The sequence below is a fragment of the Streptosporangium sp. NPDC050855 genome (assembly GCF_044456585.1).
Classification (GTDB): Bacteria; Actinomycetota; Actinomycetes; order Streptosporangiales; family Streptosporangiaceae; genus Streptosporangium; species Streptosporangium longisporum.
The window spans coordinates 115,363-137,245 of record NZ_JBITFY010000013.1 but is presented as its reverse complement, the minus strand read 5'-3'; the positions used below and the strand labels follow the sequence as shown (position 1 = coordinate 137,245).

The following is a 21,883-nucleotide window of genomic DNA, read 5'->3' as shown; positions in this document are numbered from 1 at the left end:
CGGGCTCCGGTCAGGGGACGATGACGTGGAAGCCGGTGTCGCGGGCGCCGGCGGCGGTGCCGGTGCCGACGAACACGTCGCGGGAGTCCCCGCAGCTTGCGACGCCGTCAGGGCGGACGAAGATGCTGGAGTTCCAGGGCGCGCTCGTCCAGCGAACGGTGGCCACCGGGGCGGTGGTGGCGGCGTTGACGTCGGCGTCGAGCCGGATGCAGTACTGGCCCGTGGCGATCTTCCGGACGGTCGTGACGCCCTTGGAGCGCACGATGGAGCCATCGGCGTTGACGACGGCGGCGGCGCGGACGCCCGGGCCGGAGGTGCCGCCGGGGTCGGCCAGCGCCGGGGCGGCGAAGGCGGTGAGTGCGCCGGTGCAGGCGGTCAGGGTCATGGCGATGGCCATGGCGGTCTTCGTGATGCGCGGCATGCTGGTTCTCTTTCGGTTGTGTGACAGGACAGGACCAGGCTTCTCGTCGGGCCGGACGATGATCTGCCGGCCACCTCGAAGTCATTACAGAATGTAGTCATTCAGGTGCTCGAAGTGAACGCGGCGCACGGTAAAGACGATCTCCTCGCGCTGGGACACGAGCCCCAACGAGGAAGGTGGCCTGCGTGCGCTGGAAGGGAGCCGCGCCCTGTGCAGGGCGACCGCGCCGACCATCTACTCACCCCGAGCCCGAACCGATCGCCGCGGTCCGGGCCCGCGAGCCGGCCGCCCTGGAGGCCGAATCTCTCCGAACACGCCCGCCGAGGGCTCGGCCGCTGGCCGGGCGCCGATCCGCGCGCTGTTGGGCACGACGGTGCCTGAGGTGACGTTGAAGAGGCGGGCGATGATGTAGGCGTTGACCGGAGCCCCGCCCTGGAGCAGTCCGCGGACGTCCAGGTTGAGCACGTAGGTACCGGCCGCGGGAAGCGTGACCTGCAAGGCGGCGTCGGCCCAGGTGCCCGACGCGGTCGGCTGGAGGTCGAGGTTGGTCTGCAGGTGGGCGATGCCCGACACCCCGATGTGCGCCTGGTGGACCTGGTGGGCTTCGATCCCCGCCGGGATGATGACCGGCTGGCGCGGCGAGGTGGCAAGGGTGCCGGCATGGGCGGAAGGGGTCAGGAGCCCCAGGAACAAGGTGGTCCCGAGGGCGACGGTAAGTCGACGCGTGAGTGTTCTTCCTGGCCAGAAGGCATGTCCAGCGCACAATCCATCCACGCACCCCTCCCGCCGCTTAGCGTGACACGAGAGTTACCCACCTACCTTTGCCGTGATGGTGAGGCGCGGGCGCGATGTCGCGGACGCAGGCAGATCCAGGCCGGGCGCGACCCGGGCACGGGCCACGGCGGCCGGGGAGCATCGCCTCTGGTCCGACCCTGCGGTCGCGGCCGTCTTGGGGTGCCGCTACTGCCTGGGGTGAAGACGGTGGCCTGCTTGGATGAGAGCACCCGCACGCTGATGATGACGCCCTGTCGATGCTGGACGTCTGAAGACCCTAAAGCTCATAAGTAGTCAGACTGATGTGATGGATCAACTTGAGCAGACCGTCGGGCTCGTCCGTGACATCGTGGGGCCGGACCTCCTGGGGACGTATCTCCACGGCTCCGCCGTGCTCGGGGGACTCGCCCCGGCCAGCGACCTGGACGTCCTGACCGTTACACGGCGCGGTCTCGATGAGCGGAAGCGGCGGGCGCTCGTCGAGGGTCTGCTGGAGATCTCTGGCCTCACGCCTACCGTCCGGCCGGTCGAACTCACCGTTGTCGTCCAGTCAGAGGTCCGCCCCTGGCGGTTCCCGCCGGTTGGCGACTTCCTCTACGGCGAGTGGCTGCGCGAGGAGTTCCAAACGGGCGGGACTCCGCAACGCGGCCCGATGCCGGACCTGGCCCTGGTCCTCACCGTGGTCCTGACAGGCGACCACCCTTTGGTCGGGCCGCCTCCTGCCGAGCTCTTGGACCCGGTGCCGCACGCGGACCTCGTCCGGGCGAGCGTTGCGGGCATCCCCGAACTTCTGGCCGATCTGGACGGCGACACCCGCAACGTCCTGCTGACCCTCGCCCGCATCTGGACCACCCTGGCCACGGGCGAGATCAAACCCAAGGACGCCGCCGCTGACTGGGCCCTGGACCACCTGCCTCCGGAACACCGTCCGGTCCTGGAGCACGCCAGGGACCTGTACCTCAGCTGTCACTACCAGGATGAGGTTTGGAGCGAGGGGTTGAAGGTCCAGATACACCCTCACGTGGACGATGTGCTCACCCGCATCAACCACCTGCGCCAGTAGGGTGAAGACCACAGCCGTTCCTCACGTTTCCCAACTGATCATTTCAAAATGAGGTCCGAAGGCGGTGTAGGCAGACAAGGCTGCACGCCAGGTCGAGCATTCCTTGATGGAGGTCGGCGCGGTGCTCGTAGCGCACCCGGAGCCGTTTGAACCGGTGCAGCCAGGCGACTGTCGTCGAGCGCGTCTTCGCGTGACCGGTCCGGCCCCGGCCAACTGGTGCGGCCTGCTGGTGCACGGTGGCAGGTTCAGCGTCGGCGCGAGCGCTGCGGCTGATCCGGCGACCCGATGACCTTGTCGGCGAGGGGCGTGCGCCGCCGAAGGCGATCGCAGCAACCATCAACGCCGCCGACCAGGAGTTGCCGTCCGCGAGCATGAGCGCCACAGCACTGACCGCGACGAAGCACGCGGCACCGATGATCCAGCCCATGACAGGCCCGTCGACGGACTGAAAGCGCAAACCAGGATGGTGTAACCGCCTGGCAGGATAAAAGCGAAAAATGGCAAATTCTATGCTTTTTCACTTGCGTTGCGGTTCTGTAAGATCACAGTAGCCGTACAACGAAAACATGCGCTATTTCCGCTACCCCGCGTACGGCTTAATCGCGGTATCCGCAACGATCGCTCGTAAGCAGCAAAGGATGATGATGAATCGGCAGAAACTCCTCACTCTCGCAGGTGGAATATCAGCCTTGGTGATGTTGCTGACCGCGCCCGCCGCCGCCTCGGCGGGCGGTGCAGCGGCGAACCCGACGCAGCGCTGCCAGGCCGATCCCGGGTATGTCGTTCCAACCTGCGCTCTCCACTTTTACAATTTCCCCGGCGGGACGATCAGTATCGACGTCGATGCCAACGGAACCGGGCAGGGCCAATGGAGGTTGCTCCGCCATGGGCTGTTGACCAGCTGCCGCCTTTACTACAGGCTGGAGGATCCGCCTCAGTCGTGGGTTTGCAACAATTTGCCGGCCGACAATTACACCCTCCGTAACGACGCCCAGACCAACACCACCTTCCACCAACTTGGAGCGCGGTGGTGATCGGCTACAGCAAGTAGCGTGAATGGAACAACTGGGCCGTACCGTCGAGAAGGCCACCGCGCTGATCGACGGCGCCGAGCCCTATCCGGCCGACGCATGCGGCCGTGGCGCTGCTGAGCGTGTGCGCCGTCCGCGTCGGCGAGCCGGTCTCCCTCACCGTCGGCTCGGTCGCCGTCGACGCCGGGCACACCGTGATCCTGTTCCGGCGCAAGGGCGGCAGGACCGACCGCCTGCCGGTTCCGCCCCGGGTGCGCGCGCTGCTGGAGCCGCTGCTGCAGGGCCGGGCCCGGGGCGAGCCGCTGTTCGTCCGCGCCTCCCCGGTCACCACCCAGCGCTACAACCGCGGACGGCGCAAGCTCGACTCCCACGCCGCCTACCGGATGGCCGCCATCCTCGGCGGCGGCACCTGAACGCTGATCGAGGGTGGCGGCCGCGCCGAGCGCTTAGGTTGCCCCATGGGTGAGGACGGGCTGCAGGCCGCGCGAGGGCATCGAGGAGTCACCGGTCACGGGGCTTGAGCAGCAACCAAGCGGCCGGTCACGACAAGGAGCCCGGCGGGCGGCTCTTACCGTGACCGGCCGTTCTGATGCGGGTGGCGGGTCAGTCTTCGTCTGCTGCGGGATCGGATGAGGTCCGCCACCGCGATCGCCGGCAACATCACGCCCCGGGCCAGGTCCGGGCGCCAGGGATCGGCTGGTCACCGTCGTGACGGTCATGGCCTTCACCCGGTCCGCTGCAGGGCACGCTCACGGCGTGCCGCCACCGTCGAGCCGGATTCCCCGCGTGCCATCCGCCGCAGCACGACCGGCGCCATGAGCAGGCCGAGCAGCGCCCAGGCGCCCAGCACTCCGGCGGTCTCCAGGTGTCGCCAGGACGCGCCGATCTCGACGACGACCGCCGCGTCCGGCAGCAGGGCCGACCGCATGCCGAGCCCCATCCAGTAGACGGGGAAGATCTGGGCGATCCACTGCAGCCACTCGGGCAGTACGGTGATCGGGTAGAAGATGCCGGAGATGCCGATCACAGCGAGGAACGGTAGCTGGATCAGTCCTTGGGCGCGGGCAGTGGTGAACATCGAGCCCAGGACCGCACCGATGGGCAGGGTCGCGACCAGGCCGAGCGCCAGTACCCAGGCCAGACCGGGCCAGGACTGCGGGCCGATCCGCAGCCCCTCGACGAGGAGTACGGCGGGCACGAGGAAGATCGCCAGGTCGGCGAGCAGGCCGCCGGACACCGAGATCACCTTGCCGATCAGGTAGGCGGGCATCCCGTGCGGGGTCGCCTTGGCACGCAGCAGCGTGCCGTCCTCGCGGTCGGCGGTGAGCTGCTGGCTCATGCCGATCACGCCGGTCGCGGCGTTCATGCCGAGGATGCCGGGTAAGGCCACGGCGCCGAGCAGGAGAGCGCCGACCGGCAGGTCCCGGATGAAGAACAGCGTGGCCACCATCAGGGCGGGCCACAGGAAGTGGGAGAACAGCTCGGCGCCGTTGGTGAACGACTGCCGCAGCTCGATCAGGCCCCGGGACCAGCTCACGCGCAGTACGGTCGCGTTCATCGGGCCACCTCCTCGGCCTCGCGCACCAGCGCCAGGTACGTCTGCTCCAGCGAGGCCCGCTGGACCTCCAGCTCCCGGACGTCGTCGCCGTAGCGGGCGAACAGCTCGCGGGCGAACGTGGTCGAGTCGGGCGTCCGCTCGACGTACCGCCGCCCGTCGCGCACCCAGCGCACCTCGTCCTCGCCGACGATCCGCCGTGCCAGCTCGGCGGCGGTGCCGTCGGCGACGATCCGGCCGCCGTTCAGCACGAGGATGCGGTCGGCCAGCTTCTCGGCCTCGTCCAGGTCGTGGGTGGTGAGCAGGACGGTGGTCTCGCGGGCGTCGGCCAGGTCGCGTACGAGATCGTGGAAGTCGGACCTGGCCTGCGGGTCGAAGCCGGTGGTCGGCTCATCGAGGAACAGCACCTCGGGGCGCCCCACGAGGCCGATCGCCACGTCCAGCCTGCGCCGCTGGCCGCCTGAGAGTGTCTTGAGCTTCTTGCCGGCGTGCTCGGTCAGGCCGACTCTCTCGATCAGCTCGTCGGGGTCCCAGGGCCGCGAGATCCCGGGGACGGTGTAGGGGGCGTAGTAGGTGCCGAGGTGGGCGAGGAACTCGCGTACCCGCCATTTGCCGTGGTCGCGCCAGGACTGCAGCACGATCCCGAGCCTGGCCCGCCACTGCTCGTCGCCATGCGCGGGATCGGCGCCGAGCACCGAGACCCGGCCCTGCGACCGGACGCGGAAGCCCTCCAGTATCTCGATCGTGGTGGTCTTGCCCGCGCCGTTCGGACCCAGCAAGGCCAGAACCTCGCCGTGGCGGGCCTGGAACGTGACGTCGTGCAGGACGTCGAGCGAGCCGTAGCGCATGCGCAGCCCGTCGACGTCGAGCACGACGTCGTTGCTCTTCGTCATGAAACGGCCTCTCTTCGTGATCGGATGACCTCGTGCCGGAGCCCATGCCGGCGCAAGCCCGGCACGAGGGCATGGCGCATCGCGACCCGAACCGGGCCGGAGCGTGGGGACAGGGGGGCCGGTTACCAGTTTTCGCGCGCGAGCGTCTCCTGGAGGAGATCCATCAGGCCGGCCCGGTCGACGCCGGCCAGGGCGAGCGCGCGCGGCACGGTACCGACGCCGGCGCTCAGGACGCCGAGCAGCAGATGGGCGGGACGCAGGTCCTTCTTGCCCTTGGCGGCGGCGAAGCCGCGTTCGAGCGCGAGCCGGGCGGAGGCGCCGGGCCTCGGGTGATCCTTGGGGTTGCGGAAGGGCTTCGGAAGGTCGTAGGAGGCGAGGGACACCCCGACCGCGTTGAGGCTGTGCTCGAACTCCCGGTCCAGCGCATCCCTGATCGCCTGCCGCCCGAGCCCCGCCGCCGTCAGCACGCGGTGCGCGGCGGTGCCCTCGACGGCGGCGATGGCCAGCAGGAGGTGGTGGGCCTCGGTGGTGGCAGAGCTCTCCTCCCGCGCCTCGGCCGCCCCCCGCACGACGATGTCGTTGATGTAGTGGTCGATCGTGCTCACTGTCGTCTCCTCAGCGTCACGCCGGCGGCGATGAGCCGCTTGGCGTGCTTCTTGTGGACCGCCTGGCGGGTGACGCCGAGCGCCTCGGCGACCTCCGGCCAGCCCCACCCGGCGCGCATGGCCTGCTCCACGGCGGCGTCCTCGAGCCGGTCGGCCAGGCGCCGCAGCGCCGCGACCGCCGCGAGCGCGTCGGCGGGATCCTGGGGTACGGGTGCGTCTTGTACCGGCATGCAAGCAACTTTAGTTGACTATTTCGCGAATAGTCAACTGCGGTTGCTTGAGTGCCCGAGGCTCGGGGCAGGGCGCCCCGGTCCGACCCAACACGCACCCCGTGTTGGTCAGATCTCGTCGTCGTCCTCGGTGGCGGGGTCAGGGACTGTACAAACAACGGCTCTGGCACGAATGCGGTGGTGACGATAGGTGATCAGTTCACTCAGGAGAGCAGAATGCGGTGGCGTAGCAGGGCGAAGCCGGCGCGCCCGTACATCTGCCGTTTGAGCAGCTTGACCTTGGTGTTGGTGACTTCCATGGGACCGTTGCTGTAGGGCAGGGTCAGCCCGGCGATGACGGCCTGTTTGTCCTTTTCCAGGCCGAGGGTGAAGCTGTGCAGGGCGGGCAAGTCATCGGCGCGTACTGTGCTGATCCAATCGTCGAGGTCATGACCGCGACGCTGGGTGAGGATGGCGGCGAACTCGCGCACCCGCGTGGCCAAGGCGGTCAGGTGCGGGCAGGCAGGGATCAGCTCCTCCAGGTGCCGGCGGCGGTGAGCAGGCAGGTCGTCGGGGTGGCTCATGAGCCAGGAGACCAGCCGGCGCGGTGAGGGCGGCGTGCGATCAGGGTCGGCGCGACCTTGATTGAGGTAGCGCACCAGCAGGTTGGCGCTGCCGGTATAGCCGCGCTCGCGGATCTCGGCCAGCAAATACGTGACCGGAACGCTCGGTTCTTCGGCCAGGCGGCGTCGCAGGTGCTCGCGGTAGGGATCGACCAGTGTGGCGCCGTACTTGGGTGGACGCAGGAGATCCTCGACTGAGGCAGCGCGGGCATAGCGTTTGACCGTGTTGAATCCCCAGCCCAGACGCCGAGCGCACTCACCCAGTCCGAGCCCCTGGTCGAGGAGGGGGTGGACCTGCGCGTGCTTGCGGCGGGTCCGTTCAGCGAGCGCACCGGTGCGCCGTCAGGCGATCAACGTTGACGCCTTACGGTCGGGCAGCACATCCACCCGACGGTGGGTGACAGCGTCGATGAGCAAGCTCGCGTAGCGGTTGCCCCGTTGCAGCGCGAAGTCGTCCACGCTCAACACCGCCGGCACCGGCCCGACTGTGACGGGAACAGCCATCAACAGGCGCAGCACCGTGGTCCGCGAGACCGTCACCGCCAGGCAGGACAGCACGGCCGCGCCGGCGCGGCCGGCCAGTACCACCGCCAGATCAACGATCAGCGCCGCCAGGCCTACGGTGCGGCGGGCATAGCGAGCCGCCACCTGCGGGACCTGCTCACGAAACGTCTGCCTCATACAACCGCGGGCTTCGCACACCAGTCGGCGTATGCGCAGGTCGACGACCACCGTGCGGCTGCCGACCGGCACATCCGCCAGACGTCGCATGTGGTAGGCGTGCACCTGCCGAGCCGGAACCCCACACGTGGGACAGGGTGCCGCCACCGATCGTGTCCGGGCTCGCACATGTACGACCTGCTGCTCTACGGTCACCTGCTCAAGGATCACATCGGCCAAGTGCGGGAACAGCATCTTCAAGATCTTCGAAGCACACCAAGATCACCTTGCCAGCCCGCACACTCCGTCACCACCGCATTCGTGCCAGAGCCGTTCACTGAGCAGCCCCCATCTCCATCCTGCTGGCCTCCTGCGCCTGACGCTTGCGGCGGCAGGAACCTGGACAGCTCATCACCTCGGCCGGACCCGGCTCGTGCAGGACCGACGCCGGGGCCGGACGGAAACACTGTCTGCACCGGGCCGCCGCTGACGATCTGTCGGTAGGGGGCTTGTTCGGGGCTAGCAGTGCACGTCTTCATCCGGCGTCTTGATCGCGAGGTCAAGAGTGTTCAGGTCGTAGGGTGCGCCTGGTCGTTGCTCGGTGACGTAGTGGTCCGGAACTTTGATCACCAGTTTCCGGGTCAGAGCGGGTTGACTCCCAGGGCGGCGGCATTGCAACGGCGTTACTGTTCATCAAGGGCCGAAGTGAGCTTGTCGACGCCGGGGGCGTAGGCGGTCATCCAGTGCGGATGCAGCCGGTAGTAGACCACGTCGTTGTCCCAGTCGGAGAAGTCGCCGTAGAAATCCTTGAAGTAGGCGAGCAGGTCCGGCCAGTCCTCGGCCGGTTCGCTGTCCTCAGGGTTGAGGATCTCCACCGTGCCATGGGTGAACACGCCCAGGTCCTCACCGCGCATGTGCGCGACGCTGACGGCGGGGCGGGCGGCCAGGTGGCGGGCCTTGGCGGCGCCACGCGCCGTGCCGAAGTGCCACTTGCCGTGCAGGAAGTGCCCGTCCACACCGCTGATCCGCGGCTCGCCCTTTGCCGTCACGGTGGACAGGGCGAGGGTGCACATCCCGGTCAGGATCCGGGTGAGCTGCTCTGCGGTCAGGGTGTTCTCGGTGACGATCGAGCGGAGGTGCAAAGTAGAGCGGGAAAGGGAGGCTTCGAGGAGAGCCTGAAGTTCCTTGAGCTCCTCGGGGGTTTCGCGCATTGAGGTCCTTGTCCATCTGTGGCCCCGGTCCACACTCACATCGGCGCTGACCGGTGAACCGATGATCGCTCTAAAACCCGACGCCTTGTGTCATGTTTTTCGGCCGTCCTAAGGGTGCGGCCGGAATACGGCAGAAAGGGGCCGCGCCCATCCCGTTCTCCCGCTGTTCCCGGCGGCACCCTCGTCCTCGACAGCGAGGGACTGGCCAAGGCCGTCCTGCGCGACCGTGATGACCGGCTACGGCGCCACGCCGGCCACGACCGGGACCGACCGGTCTGCGGCCTCCCGGGGCTCCCGGCCCAGCCGCCTGACCGGCTTGATCACCAGCAGTGCCGCCACCACGCCGGCCGTCACCAGAGCCGACCCCAGCATGAAGGTGCGCGGTTCGACCAGCGCGGTGACCGGACCGGCCAGCGCCTGCCCGGCCGCCATGCCCGCGACCGACCCGGCCACCTGGTAGGCGTTGACCCGGTTCACCACGTCCGGCGCCACCTGCGTCTGCACGCTGGTCGACCACATCACCGACCAGAACGCCAACGCGCACCCCCCGAGCAGGTGCCCGCCCATCAGCAGCGGCAGCGGCAGCCCGAGCGCAACCGTCAGCGGCACCGCCGCGTACCCGCTCAACGCCACCGCCCCGGCCGCCAGCGGCCTGCGCGGCCTGAGCCTGATCGCCACCAGCCCGCCCAGCACGGTGCCGAGGCCGAGCGCCATCATCACCCAGCCGTATTCGGCCCCGATGACCTGTGACGACAGCGGTACGTACGGCCCGATCACCAGGACTCCCCAGAACACCCAGACCAGGATGACCGACCACATCCAGTTCATGGCCGTGAACTCCTCCCAGCCCCTGCGCAGGTCGCTCAGCACGTCGGAGGGCTCCGTCCTGGGGACGGCGACCCGGAGCAGCAGTAAGCACACCCCGCTGACCAGGAACGTCGCGGCGTCCACCGTGTAGACGACGACCGGCCCGGCGGCGGCGATGAGGACTCCGGCCAGTGCGGGACCCGCGAGATGGGTGACCGCCTCAGCGATCTTCAGTGTCGCGTTGGCCCGCTGCGGATCTTCGGCGACCAGGGGAACCATGCCGTTGACGCCCGGTTCGAACATCCCGGCGGCCATGCCCGACACGAACGCCGTCACCAGCAGCAGGGGGTACGGCGGGGCGCCGTCCAAGAAGGCGATGGCCACGACCCCCTGGGTGACGACCCTGACCGCGTCCGCGCCGATCATCAAACGCCGGGCGCCGATCCGGTCGGCGACGACCCCGCCGAACAACATGACCAGCACGGCAGACGCGGTCCAGAGTGCCAGCACGTAGCCGACGCCCGCGATCCCGTAGATCCTCCCGATGGCCAGCGCCGAGGCGACGGGCATCATCGCGTCACCGAGCAGCGAGATCGTGCGGGCCCCGAAGTAGAGGGTGAAGCTCCTTGTCCACATGAGCCCTGATTCTTTATTTTTCCAGATCACAGCACCGGTGTCTCAAATGACATCATTGAGTATGTTTACGCCATGCCTCTGGACTGCCCGGAAACGCCCCCGACGCCTCCCAGCCCGCATCGCGTGGTCGCTGTGGTCGCCCCGAACCAGGAGCTCTACCCGGTCACCTCCGCCTCGGCCGTCTTCGGCTACCACGGCCCCGACATCACCCAGCACTACAGCTTCAGCCTGTGCGCCGAACACCCCGGCTCCCTCCCCACCACCCTCGGCACCCCCATCCAGGTGGACAGCGGCCTCGAAGCCCTCGACGACGCCGACACCGTGGTGATCGCGAGCTGGATCCTCACCCCCTCGCCCGCCGTACTGCACGCGGTCTCCCACGCCCACGCCCGAGGCGCCCGCATCGTCGCCGTCTGCGCCGGAATCTTCGTTCCCGCAGCCCTCGGCCTCCTGGACGGACGCCGCGCCTCCGTCCACTGGGAACTCTCCGGCGAACTCGCCGCCCGCCACCCCCGCGTCATCCCCGACGACACCGTCATCTACGTCGATCACGGCGACGTCGCCACCGCCGGAGCCTCGGCCGCCACCCTCGACCTCTGCCTTCACCAGGTCCTCCAGGAGCACGGCGCGGCGCACGCCATGCGCATCGGCCGCCAGCTCGCCGCCGGCCCGCACCGCGAGGGCTGCCAGCGCCAGTACCCTCCCCTCCCCACCACCGGCCCCATGCCGGACTCCCTGGCCCCCCTGCTCGAATGGCTCCTGTCGCGCCTGCCCGACCAGATCGCCGTCGAGGACATGGCCGCCTACTCGGGCGTCTCCTCCCGCACCCTGACCCGCCAGTTCACCGACCAGCTCGGCGTCCCGCCCGCCCGCTGGCTGCTGGAGCGCCGCCTGGCCGCCGCCCGCGCCCTGCTGGAGGAGACCGACCTGCCCGTCGAGACCATCGCCGCCCGCGTCGGCCTCTCCTCGGCGGTCAACCTCCGCCGCCGCTTCCACACCGCCCTGCGCACCACCCCGGCCGCCTATCGCCGCTCCTTCCGCTGAGGGTCCCGCGCGGCTCCGCCGCGTTCCGCTCCTCCACCGGCCGGATTCTCCGCCGGGCGCACCACCAGGTCCTGGGTCTCCCCGCTCGTCCGGGACCGACCGGATCGGCCCGGAGGCCGACCAGCCGACGCCTTCAGCCCGCGGGTTCGTCCGTCTGAGGGACGGCATCCGGCCCCTCGACGGTGAGCCGGTCCTCACCAAGACCGCCACGCTCGGCGTGGACGAGATCGCCGCCGTACTCGGCACCATGTCAGGACCTACGCCCGCACTTGGATCGCTTCTGCGCATGACGATGCGCCCACCCTGCTCGACCTTCTCGATCAGCGTCTGTGCCGGATACTCCCGCCTGCAACCGACGTAGGGGCTGACGAATCGCGTCGCCACCTCGCAGCCTGTCATGCTCGCGTTGCGAGCCCTGCTCTGCAGACCGCTCACTGCCTTCCTGGCCGATTTCGTTGACTTGTCCCCGACCGGTACGGGCGTGGGCATGTAGCGTGCGTGCGCCCAGGCGCCTGCCTCGGTTTTCTGCCGGCGCCGGTATTTCTGGCAGACTTCCTGCAGATCAGACAGGCTCCCTTGTGTTGGTTGTCCTTCGCGGAGCCTCCGCCTGACCCGGCTGTCGTCATAGATCGTGACCGTACCGCCTGCGCCAGGCAGATCGAGATTCCGGTGATACTGAAAAGCGCAAAGTGAGGCTTCGGCCATTCGCACCCTGGGGTTTCGATCCTTCGTCTATAAGGATCCCGGATAAGTCGTCTTCTCCGGGGAGTGTGAGTATGATCTCCCCGGATAACCTGTGACCTTCAGAGCAATCCGGCCGGGAATCTTCAGAGGTATCTGGCCGGACTCTCCATCTGGGGTGGTCCTCGTGCGGTCGGCGGTCGGCGCGGCAGGATATGGCCATGACGACTGAACTGACCCCTGAACTGGCCGCGACGATCGAGCGGGCGTTTGCGCGGCGCGACCGGGCGAACATGCAGCCCACGATCGACTTCTTCGAACGACTGCTCGCCGAGCATCCCGACAACCCGTATGTGCTGTACGAGGTCGGCGGTTCGTACGACACCGCCGGGCAGGAGGAGCGCGCAGTCGGCTACTACGAGCGCGCCCTGCCCCACCTGAGCGGCGAAACGCGCCGCAAGTGCCTTCTGCAGTACGGCAGCACGCTGCGGAACCTGGGCAGGATCGACGAGTCGCTGGCGCTGTTCGACACCGCCTGCGCCGAGTTCCCGGAGTCGGACTCGCTGCGGGTCTTCAGGGCACTCACACTGCACGCAGCCGGGCGCAAGGACGCGGCGCTCGCCGCGCTGCTGCTGGTCGTCGCGGACAGCGTGGACACCTCCGAGGTCAAGCGGTATGAGGCCGCCATCCGCGGTAACGCGGAGTACCTCGCCGAGCTCTGACTTGCCCCCTGGCCGTTCTGGCTGCGACGTACCCTCAAGCTCGCACTGGTTGTCGTGAGCTTGATCCGGTTTGACGGACATCCGAGATCAGGGGCTCGCCCCCGGAAGGATGTCCATGATGGAGCACATGGGGAAGAAGAAACCGCGCCCTCGCCGCTCGTTCACCCGTGAGTTCAAAGCCGAGATCGTCGAGCTGTGCCAGCGCGGAGATCGTTCGATCGGCCAGGTGGCCAGGGACTTCGATCTGACCGAGACCGCGGTACGCGACTGGATCCGCCAGGCCGAAGTCGACACCGGCCAACATGACGGGCTGACCAGCGACGAACGCGAGGAACTAGCCGCGCTGCGGCGGGAGAATCGCCGCCTGCGCGAGGACGTCGACATCCTCAAGCGGGCCACGGTGCACCCCTTCATCGAGGCGGAAAAGCAGAGCGGTCACAACGTCAAACAGGCGTGTGAACTGCTGCAGGTTTCCCGATCCGCCTTCTACGCCCGCCGCCAAGGCATCCCCGGTCCTCGAGCGGTGCGCGATGCGCACCTGGCCGCGCGCATGCCGATGGACCATCGGCATGCGCGCGGTACTTACGGCGCTCCGCGCATCCACGCGGTCCTGCAGCAGGAAGGGACCGGCTGCGGTCGGCGCCGGGTGGCCCGGCTGATGCGCGCGGCCGGGTTGCAGGGCCGCCACCGGCGCCGCCGACAGCAGACCACCATCGTTGATCCGCGCGCCGCGATGCGCCCGGACCTCATCGGCCGTGACTTCACCCCGGATGCGGCCGCGATCGATACCCGCTGGTGCGGCGACATCACCTACCTTCCCACCGAGGAGGGCCGGCTGTATCTGGCCACGGTCATCGACATCGCCTCACGCCGGGTGGTGGGCTGGGCCACCGCCGATCACCTGCGCACCGAGCTGGTCGCCGACGCCTTGTCCTCGGCCTGCCGGCGACGCCGCCCCGCCCAGAAAGTGATCTTCCACTCGGACCGCGGCCGCCGATACAGCAGCGGGGCATTCGCCGAACTGGCCGAGCGGCTCGGGGTACGACTGTCGGTCGGCCGCAAGGGCCAATGCTGGGACAACGCCCTGGCCGAGTCGTTCTTCGCCACGCTGAAGGGCGAACTGCTCGATGATCGGGCCTGGCCCAGCCGGGCCGTCACCCGCAGCGCGGTCTTCGAGTTCATCGAAGGCTGGTACAACCTGCACCGGCTGCACAGCAGTCTGGGCTACGTTAGCCCTGCCGCCTACGAGGCCGCTTGCGTGGCCTGACCACCACACCGAAGGTGTCCGCCAAAGCGGGGCAAGCTCAGTGGGGAATCCCTGGGCGGAGGCGGCTACGCGTCGAAGGGCCTTCCCTGCGTCTGGGTTGACTGAACGTCTCACGCGGGGGCGTCCGGGACCGACGAACCGGCCCCGGACGCCCCCACCAAGCTCCCCACACAGCCGCTTCACATACCGATGGTCATTGTGGTCGACGACATCACCTACCGGAGGCAAGCTCGGCCAGATGGTGCAGCGAGTTGATGAGGTGCTCAGGGCCGAATGGCGGGAAGTGGAGGTACTCCCGGATGGACTGCGGCACTGCCGACCAGTCGTAGGTGAGCGTGACCTCGGTCTCGGACGGACCGAGCGGCGCAAGGTCGTAGCGCCAGATCCAGCCGCCGAACTCCAGGTGACCGTTTTCCTTCTCCTGCCCCGTCAGCCAGGCGATGGCGCGCGGGGGGGCGAGCACTTGGACCTTGTTGACCACCTGGTAGTCACCGTTCGGATGGTCGGCGTGATACATGTCCACCCGGAAGATCTGCCCCACCTCGGTCAGCGGCGCCCGGTCGGCAGCTTCCTGCACCCAGCCGGTGCCGTCGATCGCGGAATGGGTCGTCGGGTCCGCCAGCACCGCGAACACCTCCGCGGCGGGCACGGCGACAGTCAGGGCCGCGCTCACGTTCTCTTGGTCCACGGTGTCCACGGTGTCCACGCTCCTTGTCATCTCATCTCGAGCCTCCCGCCCTAGGCGTGCCCGTCGCCTCTGCAGGAAGGTTCGTTCGGTGTCGTTGGTGGCCAGGGTGATGGCCTCGTCGTAGGTGGCAATGGCATCGGCGGTGCGGCCGAGGCGGGTGAGCAGGTCCGCGCGGGTGGCGGGCAACAGGTGGTAGCCCGGCAGGTTCAGTTCATCGATGCTGGCCGGCGCCGGCGCCGGTCCGTGCACCTCGGCGACGGCGACCGCGCGGTTCAGCGCCACGATCGGGGTCGGGGTGTGGCGCAGCAGCTGGTCGTAGAGCGCCAGCACCTGCGACCAGTCGGTCGCCGGCCCGTCGGCGTGCACGGCGTTGATCGCGGCCTGCAACTGGTAGGGGCCCGGCTGATCACGGCGCAGGCACCGCCGTACCAGCTGATGTCCCTCGGCGATCAATTCCCGGTTCCACAGCGACCGGTCCTGCTCGGCGAGCACCACCAGCTCACCCGAAGACCCCACTCGCGCGGGCCGCCGGGCTTCGGTGAGCAGGAGCAGCGCCAGCAGCCCGAGCACCTCCGGCCCATCGGGCATCAATTCGGCGAGCGCCCTGGCCAGGCGAACCGCTTCCAGGCACAGGTCCGCTGGGAGACGGTCGCTTCGGGCACCAGGTAGGCCCGCGCGATCTGCCCACCCCCAGTCCGCCGAGCAGGCGCAGGGTGAGCGCGCTCTGCGCAAGCGGCGACAGCGCCGGATGGCAGCAGGTGAAGATCGTGCGGAGCTGGTCGTCGCGCACCGGTCCCACCTCCTGTGGCTCATCCGGTGAACTCCTCGGAAAGGGTCAAGGGGACAGGCGGCGGGCGATGGTCGGGATCACGATCGCGGCGGCGATCACGTGCGTCACCATCAGCAGCATCTTCGTGGCCGCAGACGCGTCCGCGAGCACATCCGGTAGCAGTCACAACGCGGTGAGCACAATCGTGGTGCGGACGAATGCCGTGCGTGGACGGCTGGCCGAGTGAGCCAATAGCAGGGCCAGCGCCAGGCCCACCACGGAGAAGATGCCGGTCAGCACGGCGAACCCGAACACCGGGATCGGCGCGCCGCCGACAACGAGATTGATCCCGGCCAACTCACCTGCCGCGACGATGATCGCGGTCGCCGCGGCGGCCAGGCCGCTGATGATCAGCGGCTTCGCGGGAACGGTGGTGACGGACATCATGGGCCCTCCGATGTGTGGCGACCGGCCGCTACCGGCCTCTCACCTTGACCACGAACGGGCTCGACGCCATCCGACACATTCCGCAGAAAAAATCAGCAGACGTACTCGCCCCGGCCGCGTCCGAGGCGACAGGCCTGCTCGTCACTGCCGCAAATGGATGGCCGAGGTTTAGGTATCAGCTGATGGACCACATGAATGAGACGGTGAGAGATGCGCGGGCGGGTCAGGCCCCCACACTGTTCTTGATGGTAGGTCTTCCCGGGTCCGGGAAGACCTTTCGAGCGCGGGAGCTGGCGGCGGAGCGCGGCGCCCTGCGGCTCACCCCCGACGAATGGGCACTCACCATCTTCGGCCAAGGCGACCGTCACCAGGAGCCCGGCGGCATGCGGTGGCTGCTGGAGGGCCGACTCGTCGCACTCGCCATCGACGCCCTGCGCCTGCGGCTCAATGTCGTTCTTGACTTCGGACTCTGGTCGCGCGATGAGCGCTCCGCCTTGCGTTGGATGGCCGCTTCAGTGGGAGCGTCTTGTGAGATCGTGTACCTGCCTGTGGAACGCGAGGTGCAATGGAGCCGGATTCAGAACCGCTGGAAACACTCGCCAGAGCAGACATTCCCTATGGCCGAGGCGGAGCTCGACCCCTGGAGAGAGAAGTTCGAGGTCCCTGACGCGGACGAGCTCTCCGGTTCGTTTCTGCCCTCCCCGCCGCCCGGGGATGAGAGCTGGTTTGACTGGGCTCAGCGATTTTGGCCCTCCCTCGCTCAGAGCTTGAACGGGCGGCTCACCGAGAGATGAGGTCCGCCGCGTGGGCGCCGCGTAGGCGAGCGTGGTCGTTCACCAGCCGCTATGCGGCTTGATCTTCGCGTCTGGGACGCGGGATGCCGACGGCATGCTCGTAGTGTTCGGGTGGTTGGTAGCTGCGCAGCGACCGATGGTCATTCGGGTTCCGGACGGCGTCGATCTGGTCCATGATCCATCGGGTGATCGGCGGGAACTTGCGGTAGTGCGGCCAGGCGTCCCAGTGGTAGTCCGCGTAGACGGTGCGCTGTATGGCGATGCCTCACATCAGCCTGGCAGACGACAGAAGCGGGTGAAGCGGTGCTATCCGGCCCACCCGGGCCGACACCACCTCACGGCCGGACCGGACCGTCCCCACGATGATGTCAGCATGATCGGTCGGGCGGGCTGTCGCGAAGTAGAGCTGTGGGATGGGATGTAGCGGTGGCGCCAGGACCGTTCGATCTCGGCGGCATCGGCGGATCCGGCCATCGCCATGCTGCGGGTCAGGGCGCGATCTATGGTCTGCTCGAAGTCGACGGACACGAAGATCCGCAGATCCCATTGGTCGATGAGTTCTGGCCGCAGGAGGAAGACGCCGTCGAAGAGGAGTACGGCGTCTTCGACGGTGGTCGTGGCCGGTGAGGACAGCGGGCCGGTCAGCATCGCGGTCGTAGACCGTGTGCTGGAACTTGCGGTCTCCGCCTGGGCCGAGCGGATCAAGCAGGACTTGGCACAGCGCTTTGTGATCGTGAGCGTCGTGCCGCCATCGAAGACACAAGCCACGAGAACCCGGGCGGCGCGGCCATCGTCGCCTATCTGGTCGGCGAACGGCGACCCGACGAGCTGCTCACGAGCCAACTGGGTAGTTGGCTACCCGCGCCGATGATTCCACGCGTCTTCGTCTGGCTGGACGAGATGCCTCTCAACCGCGCGGGCAAGATCGATCGTCGAGCGCTCGCCAAGAGGCTCGATCCCGCACTCCCCCACCCGGACGCAACACGCAACCCTCACGTTGTGCCATTCACTGGCGCGGTCGGGACGAATACGGGAAGCTGTCCCGATGCCTGCTGAGTACACCCAAAGTGACCAGTTCCGTGGTGCCCGCATCCACCTGTGCGACCTCTCCGGCCTCGAGATTCGCGATTGCGACGTCACCGGCCTGAAGATCGTGGACTGCTATGGGGGCAACGTCTCCCTCGGTGGCGGCTTCGAGCGTGTCGTTGTCAACGACGTCGACGTGACCGCCTACGTCGAGGCCGAGCTCGACCGGCTGCATCCCAACCGGGTGCTGGCCCGTGAGGCCACGTCCGCCGCCGAATACCGGGCCGCTTGGGATGCCATCGAGAAGCAATGGGAGGAGACGCTCGACCGCGCCAGGCGCCTACCCGAGGCGAAGCTGCACGAGCAGGTCGACGGCGAGTGGTCGTTCGTCGAGACGCAGCGGCATCTGCTGATGGCCAGCGATGCCTGGATCGGCAACGCCGTGCTCGAGGAGGACGCGCCGTACCACCCGTTGGGCCTTCCTGGCGGCGGGATGCCGGCCGAAGCATCGGCGAAGCTCGGGCTCACCCTCGATGCCACCCCGACGCTCGACGAGGTACTCGCGCCGCGGCTCGCCCGTATGGCCACGATACGCCGGGTCGTCGACGAGCTCACCGAGGCCGAGCTCGACCGGGTATGTGGTCGCAAGCCGGCCGACCCCTACCCGGACAAGGAGTACGTCGTGCGCCGCTGCCTCACGGTGGTGTGCAAGGAAGAGGCCGAGCATCACCGGTATGCGGTCCGCGACCTCACCGTGCTCGAGGCCGGTGCCCGAACCGAGTGAAGGCGCGTCCCGGCAATGGACGGCGATCTCGCGATCCTGCGCTTGACCAGCCCATCTTGCTGTCGGAGCCCCTCATCGCACCCGCACTGCCCAGCCAGGGCGCGGTGCCGACCGGCGAGGTAGTCACGACCGGCTACGGAAAGACCAGCAATGCGGGCTTCCCCAACGAACGACGCGAGGTCTTCCTCGATGTCACGCCGCGGTGGACCTGCGAAGGCATCTACCAGCTCGTGAAGCCGATCACGCCCGGAATGAACTGCACCCGCAAATCCGGCCAGACGGCCCGAGCGTGCGGCACTGGGTGATGTCGTCATCGGAATCGTCTCCTGAAATATCTCTGGCCAGTGCGGCAACCCGACCTATCCCACCGTGAATAGGAATGTTTCTCAGCACCGAACCTGGATAAGCGGCAACGTGGGGAGGTAGCCGGCGGTTCATCCACCTGCCTTCAGCCGGAACGCGAGGCGGCGGGGCGCCTGCACGCGATAGCTGTCCGTCACCAGCTCGGCAACCTCGACCCAGTCCGTCTCGTCGTCCAGCACCATTCCCACGACATTCACACCCCAGTCGGCCCGGAAGAACGGAGGGCCGGCATGCGCCAGCGCGGCCAACTCCCCGGGCGGCGCCCGGAAGGTCATCAGGATGGCCGGATCGTCCATATCGATGTACGCCGACCCCCTCCCGTCGGTGGTGTAGACGTGCAGGAACGTCCGCCGGCGAATCCGCCACCGCAGGCCGATCCACGCCGGCTCCTCGTACGCCTCGGGCAGCTCCCCGCAGATCACCCGGAGCCGGCCCACAACGGCGGGTGGAACGTCCGCGATGTCGCTCATCTGTACCTCCTGCGCCCATCCTGCCCGCCGGGTAGGACATCAGCACATCAGAGTCTCCGGGGTTGGCGGGGCCGCGCCGACGTCATAGGACTATCGGGCCCAGCTCGGTGACGACGCTGGCAAAGGTTCGGATGAGATCGGTTTCGGCGGCGGTGCGCCAGACAAGCGCGAAACGGGCGAGTGGTGCGTCGCGGATGAGCGGGTAGGCGATGCCGGGGTGTGGCGCCAGGCGTCTGGCTTGGGCCGTCACGGGTGCGATGGCCTTGCCGGTGAGCAGGAGTGGGATCTCCTGGCCGAAGCTGGCGACTTTCGGGCCGATGGTGATCGGTCGGCCGCTGGGGGTGTGGGTGGGGATGAAGGTGTGGCGCCAGTAGTCCGGCGCGGCGCCGCCGTCATTTGTGACCTCGGGCAGGGCCGTACCGCCTCCGGGGGGACCGTTCTGGTGGAATGAGATCTGTCCTCGAGGACGCGGTTCACACCCAACCGCGCTCTTGGCCAGGGCGCGGGGGTGGACCTGCAACGGAACCGTTTCTCCTATTACAGCGATCGCGAGCCTGGTATCCGCGTGAGCCTTGGAGGGTCGACGACGACAACGCAGTGTTTCAGAGGTGGTCACCTATGAAACATGAGGCTCGGCGGGTCATGATCAGGACGGATCGTGTTTCATAGGACGTTGCAAATCTCCCGCCTGATGAAACGCACTTATGAAACACTCGCGGGGTGAGCGATGACGACTTCCTGCGCGTGGAAGCCCACGACTGCCCGATGACCTCATGCGCGGTCCCGGCCGGATCGCCCTGCCGTACCGGCCGCGGCAAGGTGACGGCGCAGTACCACACCGCCCGCTTCCGGCTCGTGCCCGACCTGGCCAAGACCCTCGCCGTGGCGGTCCCGGCGGTGCGCAGGCCCGGCACCGCCTGGACCGAGCTGCCGCGCCCCGCCGCGGCCGGCGCCGAACCGGCCGGGCACGCGCGCATCGGCTACGCCCGCGCCTCCACCGCCCGCCAATCGCTCGACACTCAGATGGACGCGCTGAAGGCCGCCGGTGTCACCCGGGTCTTCGCCGAGAAGATCTCCCCCCGCGCCACCATCCGCCCGCAGCTCGAACGGGCCCTGGCCCTGGCCATGGAGATGCGGGCCTCCGGCCTGGCGGTCACCCTGGTCGTGCACGAGCACAAACGCGTGGGGCGCGGCATCGAACTGGCAGCCCTGGCCGAACAGCTCCGCGCGGCGGGCATCGGCCTGGAGTTCCTCTCCGGCGAGCTGCAGGGCAGCCACGACCCGTCCGGGATCGTCTTCACCGTACTGGCCGCGCTGTCGGGCATGGAACGCGAATACATCCGCGACCGCACCCTGGAAGGCCACGAGTCGGCCCGCACCCGCGGCAAGCACATCGGCGGCGCCACCATCACCGACGAAGCCATGCTGTCGATGGCGCTGCACCTGCGCGGCCAGAACCTCAGCCTGCGCGACATCGCCGCCCGCCTGGTCATCACTCGCGGCAAGAAGAAGGGCCAGCACCCCTCACCGGCCACCGTGCTGCGCATGCTCCGCGACCACGACGAAGCAGCCGGGAGGCCTGCAATGCAGGGGCTATGACCTGGGGAGATGCCGCTCGTTTGGGGCTGGTGACACGTTCGTTAACGGCACCCCTACTACCCCCCGCCTCGCAAACCTCACAGGCCGCTCTGAGCGCTTCGGCACCGTCTCCGCCGCCGATAGCTGGCGATCAGGGCCGTTCAGGTGATGTTCAGCGTCATCGGTCCGGAGTTGCCTGTGACGCCTTCGCCGAGGCAGTCGGTGATCTGGACCGTTGCCAGGGTGGTTGTCTGAACGACGGTCTTGCCGGCGAACAGGCCGCTGGTGATGCTGCCTGTTTCGGTCCGCACGGTCTGGCCGACCAGGTTGATGATCTGGCGCGTGTAGGTGTAGGTGCTGGTCTGACCGGTGTTCCAGGTGATCGTGCGGGTCCCGTCTCCCGGCGAGAGAAGGTCGAGGCATGACAGGGTGGCATTGCCGACCACGTTGGAGGTGCCGGACAGGACCGCAGGCTGACTCAGGGACACGCAGGGGCCGAAGTTGCGGTCCAGGTTCACCTGGACGGTCTGCGGGGTGAGGGTGACGCCAGGGGTGTACGTGGTGGTCTGCAGGCCCGTGCAGGTGACATCCAGTACTGCGGCCGAGGCCGGGGCGGGAGCCAGCAGCGCGGCCACCACCAGGGTGACCAGCGGGACGATGAGGATGCGAGAGAGTAGGGACATGAGGTGCTCCGTTCAGCGGTGCTGTGAGCCCACATCGGCGGCGCCATCGCCGCCCTCGTTTCCCTCGCCTTGGAGGCTC

25 protein-coding genes and 2 pseudogenes are annotated in these 21,883 nt (G+C 68.2%); 11 read left to right on the top strand and 16 right to left on the bottom strand.

Annotation, left to right across the window (positions count from 1 at the left end; genetic code table 11):
* Nucleotides 1-10: 10 nt before the first annotated feature.
* The gene (locus tag ACIBCT_RS25540) at nucleotides 11-421 is read right to left on the bottom strand and encodes a hypothetical protein (RefSeq protein ID WP_399192571.1); all 411 of its coding nucleotides are present in this window, start codon (nucleotides 419-421) and stop codon (nucleotides 11-13) included.
* 234 nt (nucleotides 422-655) lie between these two features.
* Complete coding sequence (locus tag ACIBCT_RS25535) at nucleotides 656-1,114, bottom strand: hypothetical protein (RefSeq protein WP_399192569.1); 459 nt, start codon at nucleotides 1,112-1,114, stop codon at nucleotides 656-658.
* Nucleotides 1,115-1,502: 388 nt separating this feature from the next.
* Between ACIBCT_RS25535 and ACIBCT_RS25530 the strand changes: the two genes are divergently transcribed.
* On the top strand, nucleotides 1,503-2,258 hold the full coding sequence (locus tag ACIBCT_RS25530) for an aminoglycoside adenylyltransferase family protein (RefSeq protein WP_399192567.1): 756 nt from the start codon (nucleotides 1,503-1,505) through the stop codon (nucleotides 2,256-2,258).
* A gap of 43 nt (nucleotides 2,259-2,301) precedes the next feature.
* On the opposite strand, the pseudogene ACIBCT_RS25525 reads toward ACIBCT_RS25530, so the two are convergent.
* A pseudogene (locus ACIBCT_RS25525) lies at nucleotides 2,302-2,424 on the bottom strand (IS5/IS1182 family transposase); the annotation flags it as partial.
* Between the two features lie 400 nt (nucleotides 2,425-2,824).
* Between ACIBCT_RS25525 and ACIBCT_RS25520 the strand changes: the two are divergent.
* Both ACIBCT_RS25520 and ACIBCT_RS25515 read left to right on the top strand, forming a co-directional pair.
* A complete protein-coding gene (locus ACIBCT_RS25520) occupies nucleotides 2,825-3,292 on the top strand; it encodes a hypothetical protein (protein ID WP_399192565.1) in 468 nt (155 codons plus the stop codon).
* A gap of 104 nt (nucleotides 3,293-3,396) precedes the next feature.
* Nucleotides 3,397-3,702: a hypothetical protein gene (locus ACIBCT_RS25515; protein WP_399192563.1), complete on the top strand. Its 306-nt coding sequence runs from the start codon at nucleotides 3,397-3,399 to the stop codon at nucleotides 3,700-3,702.
* Nucleotides 3,703-4,013: 311 nt separating this feature from the next.
* Here the strand turns inward: ACIBCT_RS25515 and ACIBCT_RS25510 are convergent, their stop codons facing one another.
* The 8 genes from ACIBCT_RS25510 to ACIBCT_RS25475 form a co-directional block, all read right to left on the bottom strand.
* Complete coding sequence (locus ACIBCT_RS25510) at nucleotides 4,014-4,847, bottom strand: ABC transporter permease (RefSeq protein WP_399192561.1); 834 nt, start codon at nucleotides 4,845-4,847, stop codon at nucleotides 4,014-4,016.
* A complete protein-coding gene (locus ACIBCT_RS25505) occupies nucleotides 4,844-5,737 on the bottom strand; it encodes an ABC transporter ATP-binding protein (RefSeq protein ID WP_399192560.1) in 894 nt (297 codons plus the stop codon). The genes ACIBCT_RS25510 and ACIBCT_RS25505 overlap by 4 nt, the downstream gene beginning before the upstream one ends.
* Nucleotides 5,738-5,859: 122 nt before the next feature.
* On the bottom strand, nucleotides 5,860-6,342 hold the full coding sequence (locus tag ACIBCT_RS25500; protein ID WP_399192558.1) for a Clp protease N-terminal domain-containing protein: 483 nt from the start codon (nucleotides 6,340-6,342) through the stop codon (nucleotides 5,860-5,862).
* Nucleotides 6,339-6,572, bottom strand: a complete 234-nt coding sequence (locus tag ACIBCT_RS25495) for a hypothetical protein (RefSeq protein ID WP_399192556.1) — start codon at nucleotides 6,570-6,572, stop codon at nucleotides 6,339-6,341. The genes ACIBCT_RS25500 and ACIBCT_RS25495 overlap by 4 nt, the downstream gene beginning before the upstream one ends.
* Nucleotides 6,573-6,775: 203 nt before the next feature.
* Entirely contained in the window at nucleotides 6,776-7,261 is a 486-nt protein-coding gene (locus tag ACIBCT_RS25490) for a transposase (protein ID WP_399192554.1), read from the bottom strand.
* Nucleotides 7,262-7,516: 255 nt separating this feature from the next.
* Nucleotides 7,517-8,089, bottom strand: coding sequence for a transposase family protein (locus ACIBCT_RS25485; RefSeq protein ID WP_399192552.1), 573 nt, complete (start codon nucleotides 8,087-8,089; stop codon nucleotides 7,517-7,519).
* A gap of 428 nt (nucleotides 8,090-8,517) precedes the next feature.
* The gene (locus ACIBCT_RS25480) at nucleotides 8,518-9,045 is read right to left on the bottom strand and encodes a pyridoxamine 5'-phosphate oxidase family protein (RefSeq protein ID WP_399192551.1); all 528 of its coding nucleotides are present in this window, start codon (nucleotides 9,043-9,045) and stop codon (nucleotides 8,518-8,520) included.
* A gap of 237 nt (nucleotides 9,046-9,282) precedes the next feature.
* Entirely contained in the window at nucleotides 9,283-10,488 is a 1,206-nt protein-coding gene (locus tag ACIBCT_RS25475) for an MFS transporter (protein ID WP_399192549.1), read from the bottom strand.
* A 123-nt stretch (nucleotides 10,489-10,611) separates the two neighbouring features.
* On the opposite strand from ACIBCT_RS25475, the gene ACIBCT_RS25470 reads away from it, so the two are divergent.
* From ACIBCT_RS25470 to ACIBCT_RS25460, 3 genes are all read left to right on the top strand, one after another.
* Nucleotides 10,612-11,532, top strand: coding sequence for a GlxA family transcriptional regulator (locus ACIBCT_RS25470; protein WP_399192547.1), 921 nt, complete (start codon nucleotides 10,612-10,614; stop codon nucleotides 11,530-11,532).
* Nucleotides 11,533-12,434: 902 nt separating this feature from the next.
* Nucleotides 12,435-12,935 carry a tetratricopeptide repeat protein gene (locus ACIBCT_RS25465; RefSeq protein WP_399192545.1) on the top strand — a complete coding sequence of 167 codons (501 nt, stop codon included), beginning with the start codon at nucleotides 12,435-12,437 and terminating at the stop codon, nucleotides 12,933-12,935.
* Nucleotides 12,936-13,050: 115 nt separating this feature from the next.
* The gene (locus ACIBCT_RS25460; protein WP_399192543.1) at nucleotides 13,051-14,202 is read left to right on the top strand and encodes an IS3 family transposase; all 1,152 of its coding nucleotides are present in this window, start codon (nucleotides 13,051-13,053) and stop codon (nucleotides 14,200-14,202) included.
* 211 nt (nucleotides 14,203-14,413) lie between these two features.
* On the opposite strand, the gene ACIBCT_RS25455 is transcribed toward ACIBCT_RS25460, so the two are convergent.
* Entirely contained in the window at nucleotides 14,414-15,703 is a 1,290-nt protein-coding gene (locus tag ACIBCT_RS25455) for a DUF6596 domain-containing protein (RefSeq protein WP_399192541.1), read from the bottom strand.
* 22 nt (nucleotides 15,704-15,725) lie between these two features.
* Nucleotides 15,726-16,103: pseudogene (locus tag ACIBCT_RS25450) on the bottom strand (DUF6069 family protein).
* Between the two features lie 47 nt (nucleotides 16,104-16,150).
* On the opposite strand from ACIBCT_RS25450, the gene ACIBCT_RS25445 reads away from it, so the two are divergent.
* The 4 genes from ACIBCT_RS25445 to ACIBCT_RS25430 all read left to right on the top strand — a co-directional run bounded on the left by ACIBCT_RS25445 (nucleotide 16,151) and on the right by ACIBCT_RS25430 (nucleotide 19,015).
* Nucleotides 16,151-16,900: an AAA family ATPase gene (locus ACIBCT_RS25445; protein ID WP_399192539.1), complete on the top strand. Its 750-nt coding sequence runs from the start codon at nucleotides 16,151-16,153 to the stop codon at nucleotides 16,898-16,900.
* A 426-nt stretch (nucleotides 16,901-17,326) separates the two neighbouring features.
* Nucleotides 17,327-17,527: a hypothetical protein gene (locus ACIBCT_RS25440; RefSeq protein ID WP_399192537.1), complete on the top strand. Its 201-nt coding sequence runs from the start codon at nucleotides 17,327-17,329 to the stop codon at nucleotides 17,525-17,527.
* A gap of 418 nt (nucleotides 17,528-17,945) precedes the next feature.
* Nucleotides 17,946-18,710 carry a DinB family protein gene (locus ACIBCT_RS25435; RefSeq protein WP_399192535.1) on the top strand — a complete coding sequence of 255 codons (765 nt, stop codon included), beginning with the start codon at nucleotides 17,946-17,948 and terminating at the stop codon, nucleotides 18,708-18,710.
* Between the two features lie 56 nt (nucleotides 18,711-18,766).
* A complete protein-coding gene (locus ACIBCT_RS25430; RefSeq protein WP_399192534.1) occupies nucleotides 18,767-19,015 on the top strand; it encodes a hypothetical protein in 249 nt (82 codons plus the stop codon).
* Between the two features lie 129 nt (nucleotides 19,016-19,144).
* Here ACIBCT_RS25430 and ACIBCT_RS25425 read toward each other — a convergent pair whose 3' ends face one another.
* Together ACIBCT_RS25425 and ACIBCT_RS25420 are read right to left on the bottom strand one after the other, a co-directional pair.
* Nucleotides 19,145-19,543 (bottom strand): MmcQ/YjbR family DNA-binding protein, encoded by a 399-nt coding sequence (locus ACIBCT_RS25425; protein ID WP_127933457.1) that lies wholly within the window; start codon nucleotides 19,541-19,543, stop codon nucleotides 19,145-19,147.
* A gap of 82 nt (nucleotides 19,544-19,625) precedes the next feature.
* Nucleotides 19,626-20,159, bottom strand: coding sequence for a hypothetical protein (locus tag ACIBCT_RS25420; RefSeq protein WP_399192532.1), 534 nt, complete (start codon nucleotides 20,157-20,159; stop codon nucleotides 19,626-19,628).
* A gap of 104 nt (nucleotides 20,160-20,263) precedes the next feature.
* On the opposite strand from ACIBCT_RS25420, the gene ACIBCT_RS25415 reads away from it, so the two are divergent.
* Nucleotides 20,264-21,142 (top strand): recombinase family protein, encoded by an 879-nt coding sequence (locus ACIBCT_RS25415; protein WP_399192530.1) that lies wholly within the window; start codon nucleotides 20,264-20,266, stop codon nucleotides 21,140-21,142.
* 140 nt (nucleotides 21,143-21,282) lie between these two features.
* Here ACIBCT_RS25415 and ACIBCT_RS25410 read toward each other — a convergent pair whose 3' ends face one another.
* The gene (locus tag ACIBCT_RS25410; protein ID WP_399192528.1) at nucleotides 21,283-21,804 is read right to left on the bottom strand and encodes a hypothetical protein; all 522 of its coding nucleotides are present in this window, start codon (nucleotides 21,802-21,804) and stop codon (nucleotides 21,283-21,285) included.
* Between the last annotated feature and the right edge of the window lie 79 nt (nucleotides 21,805-21,883).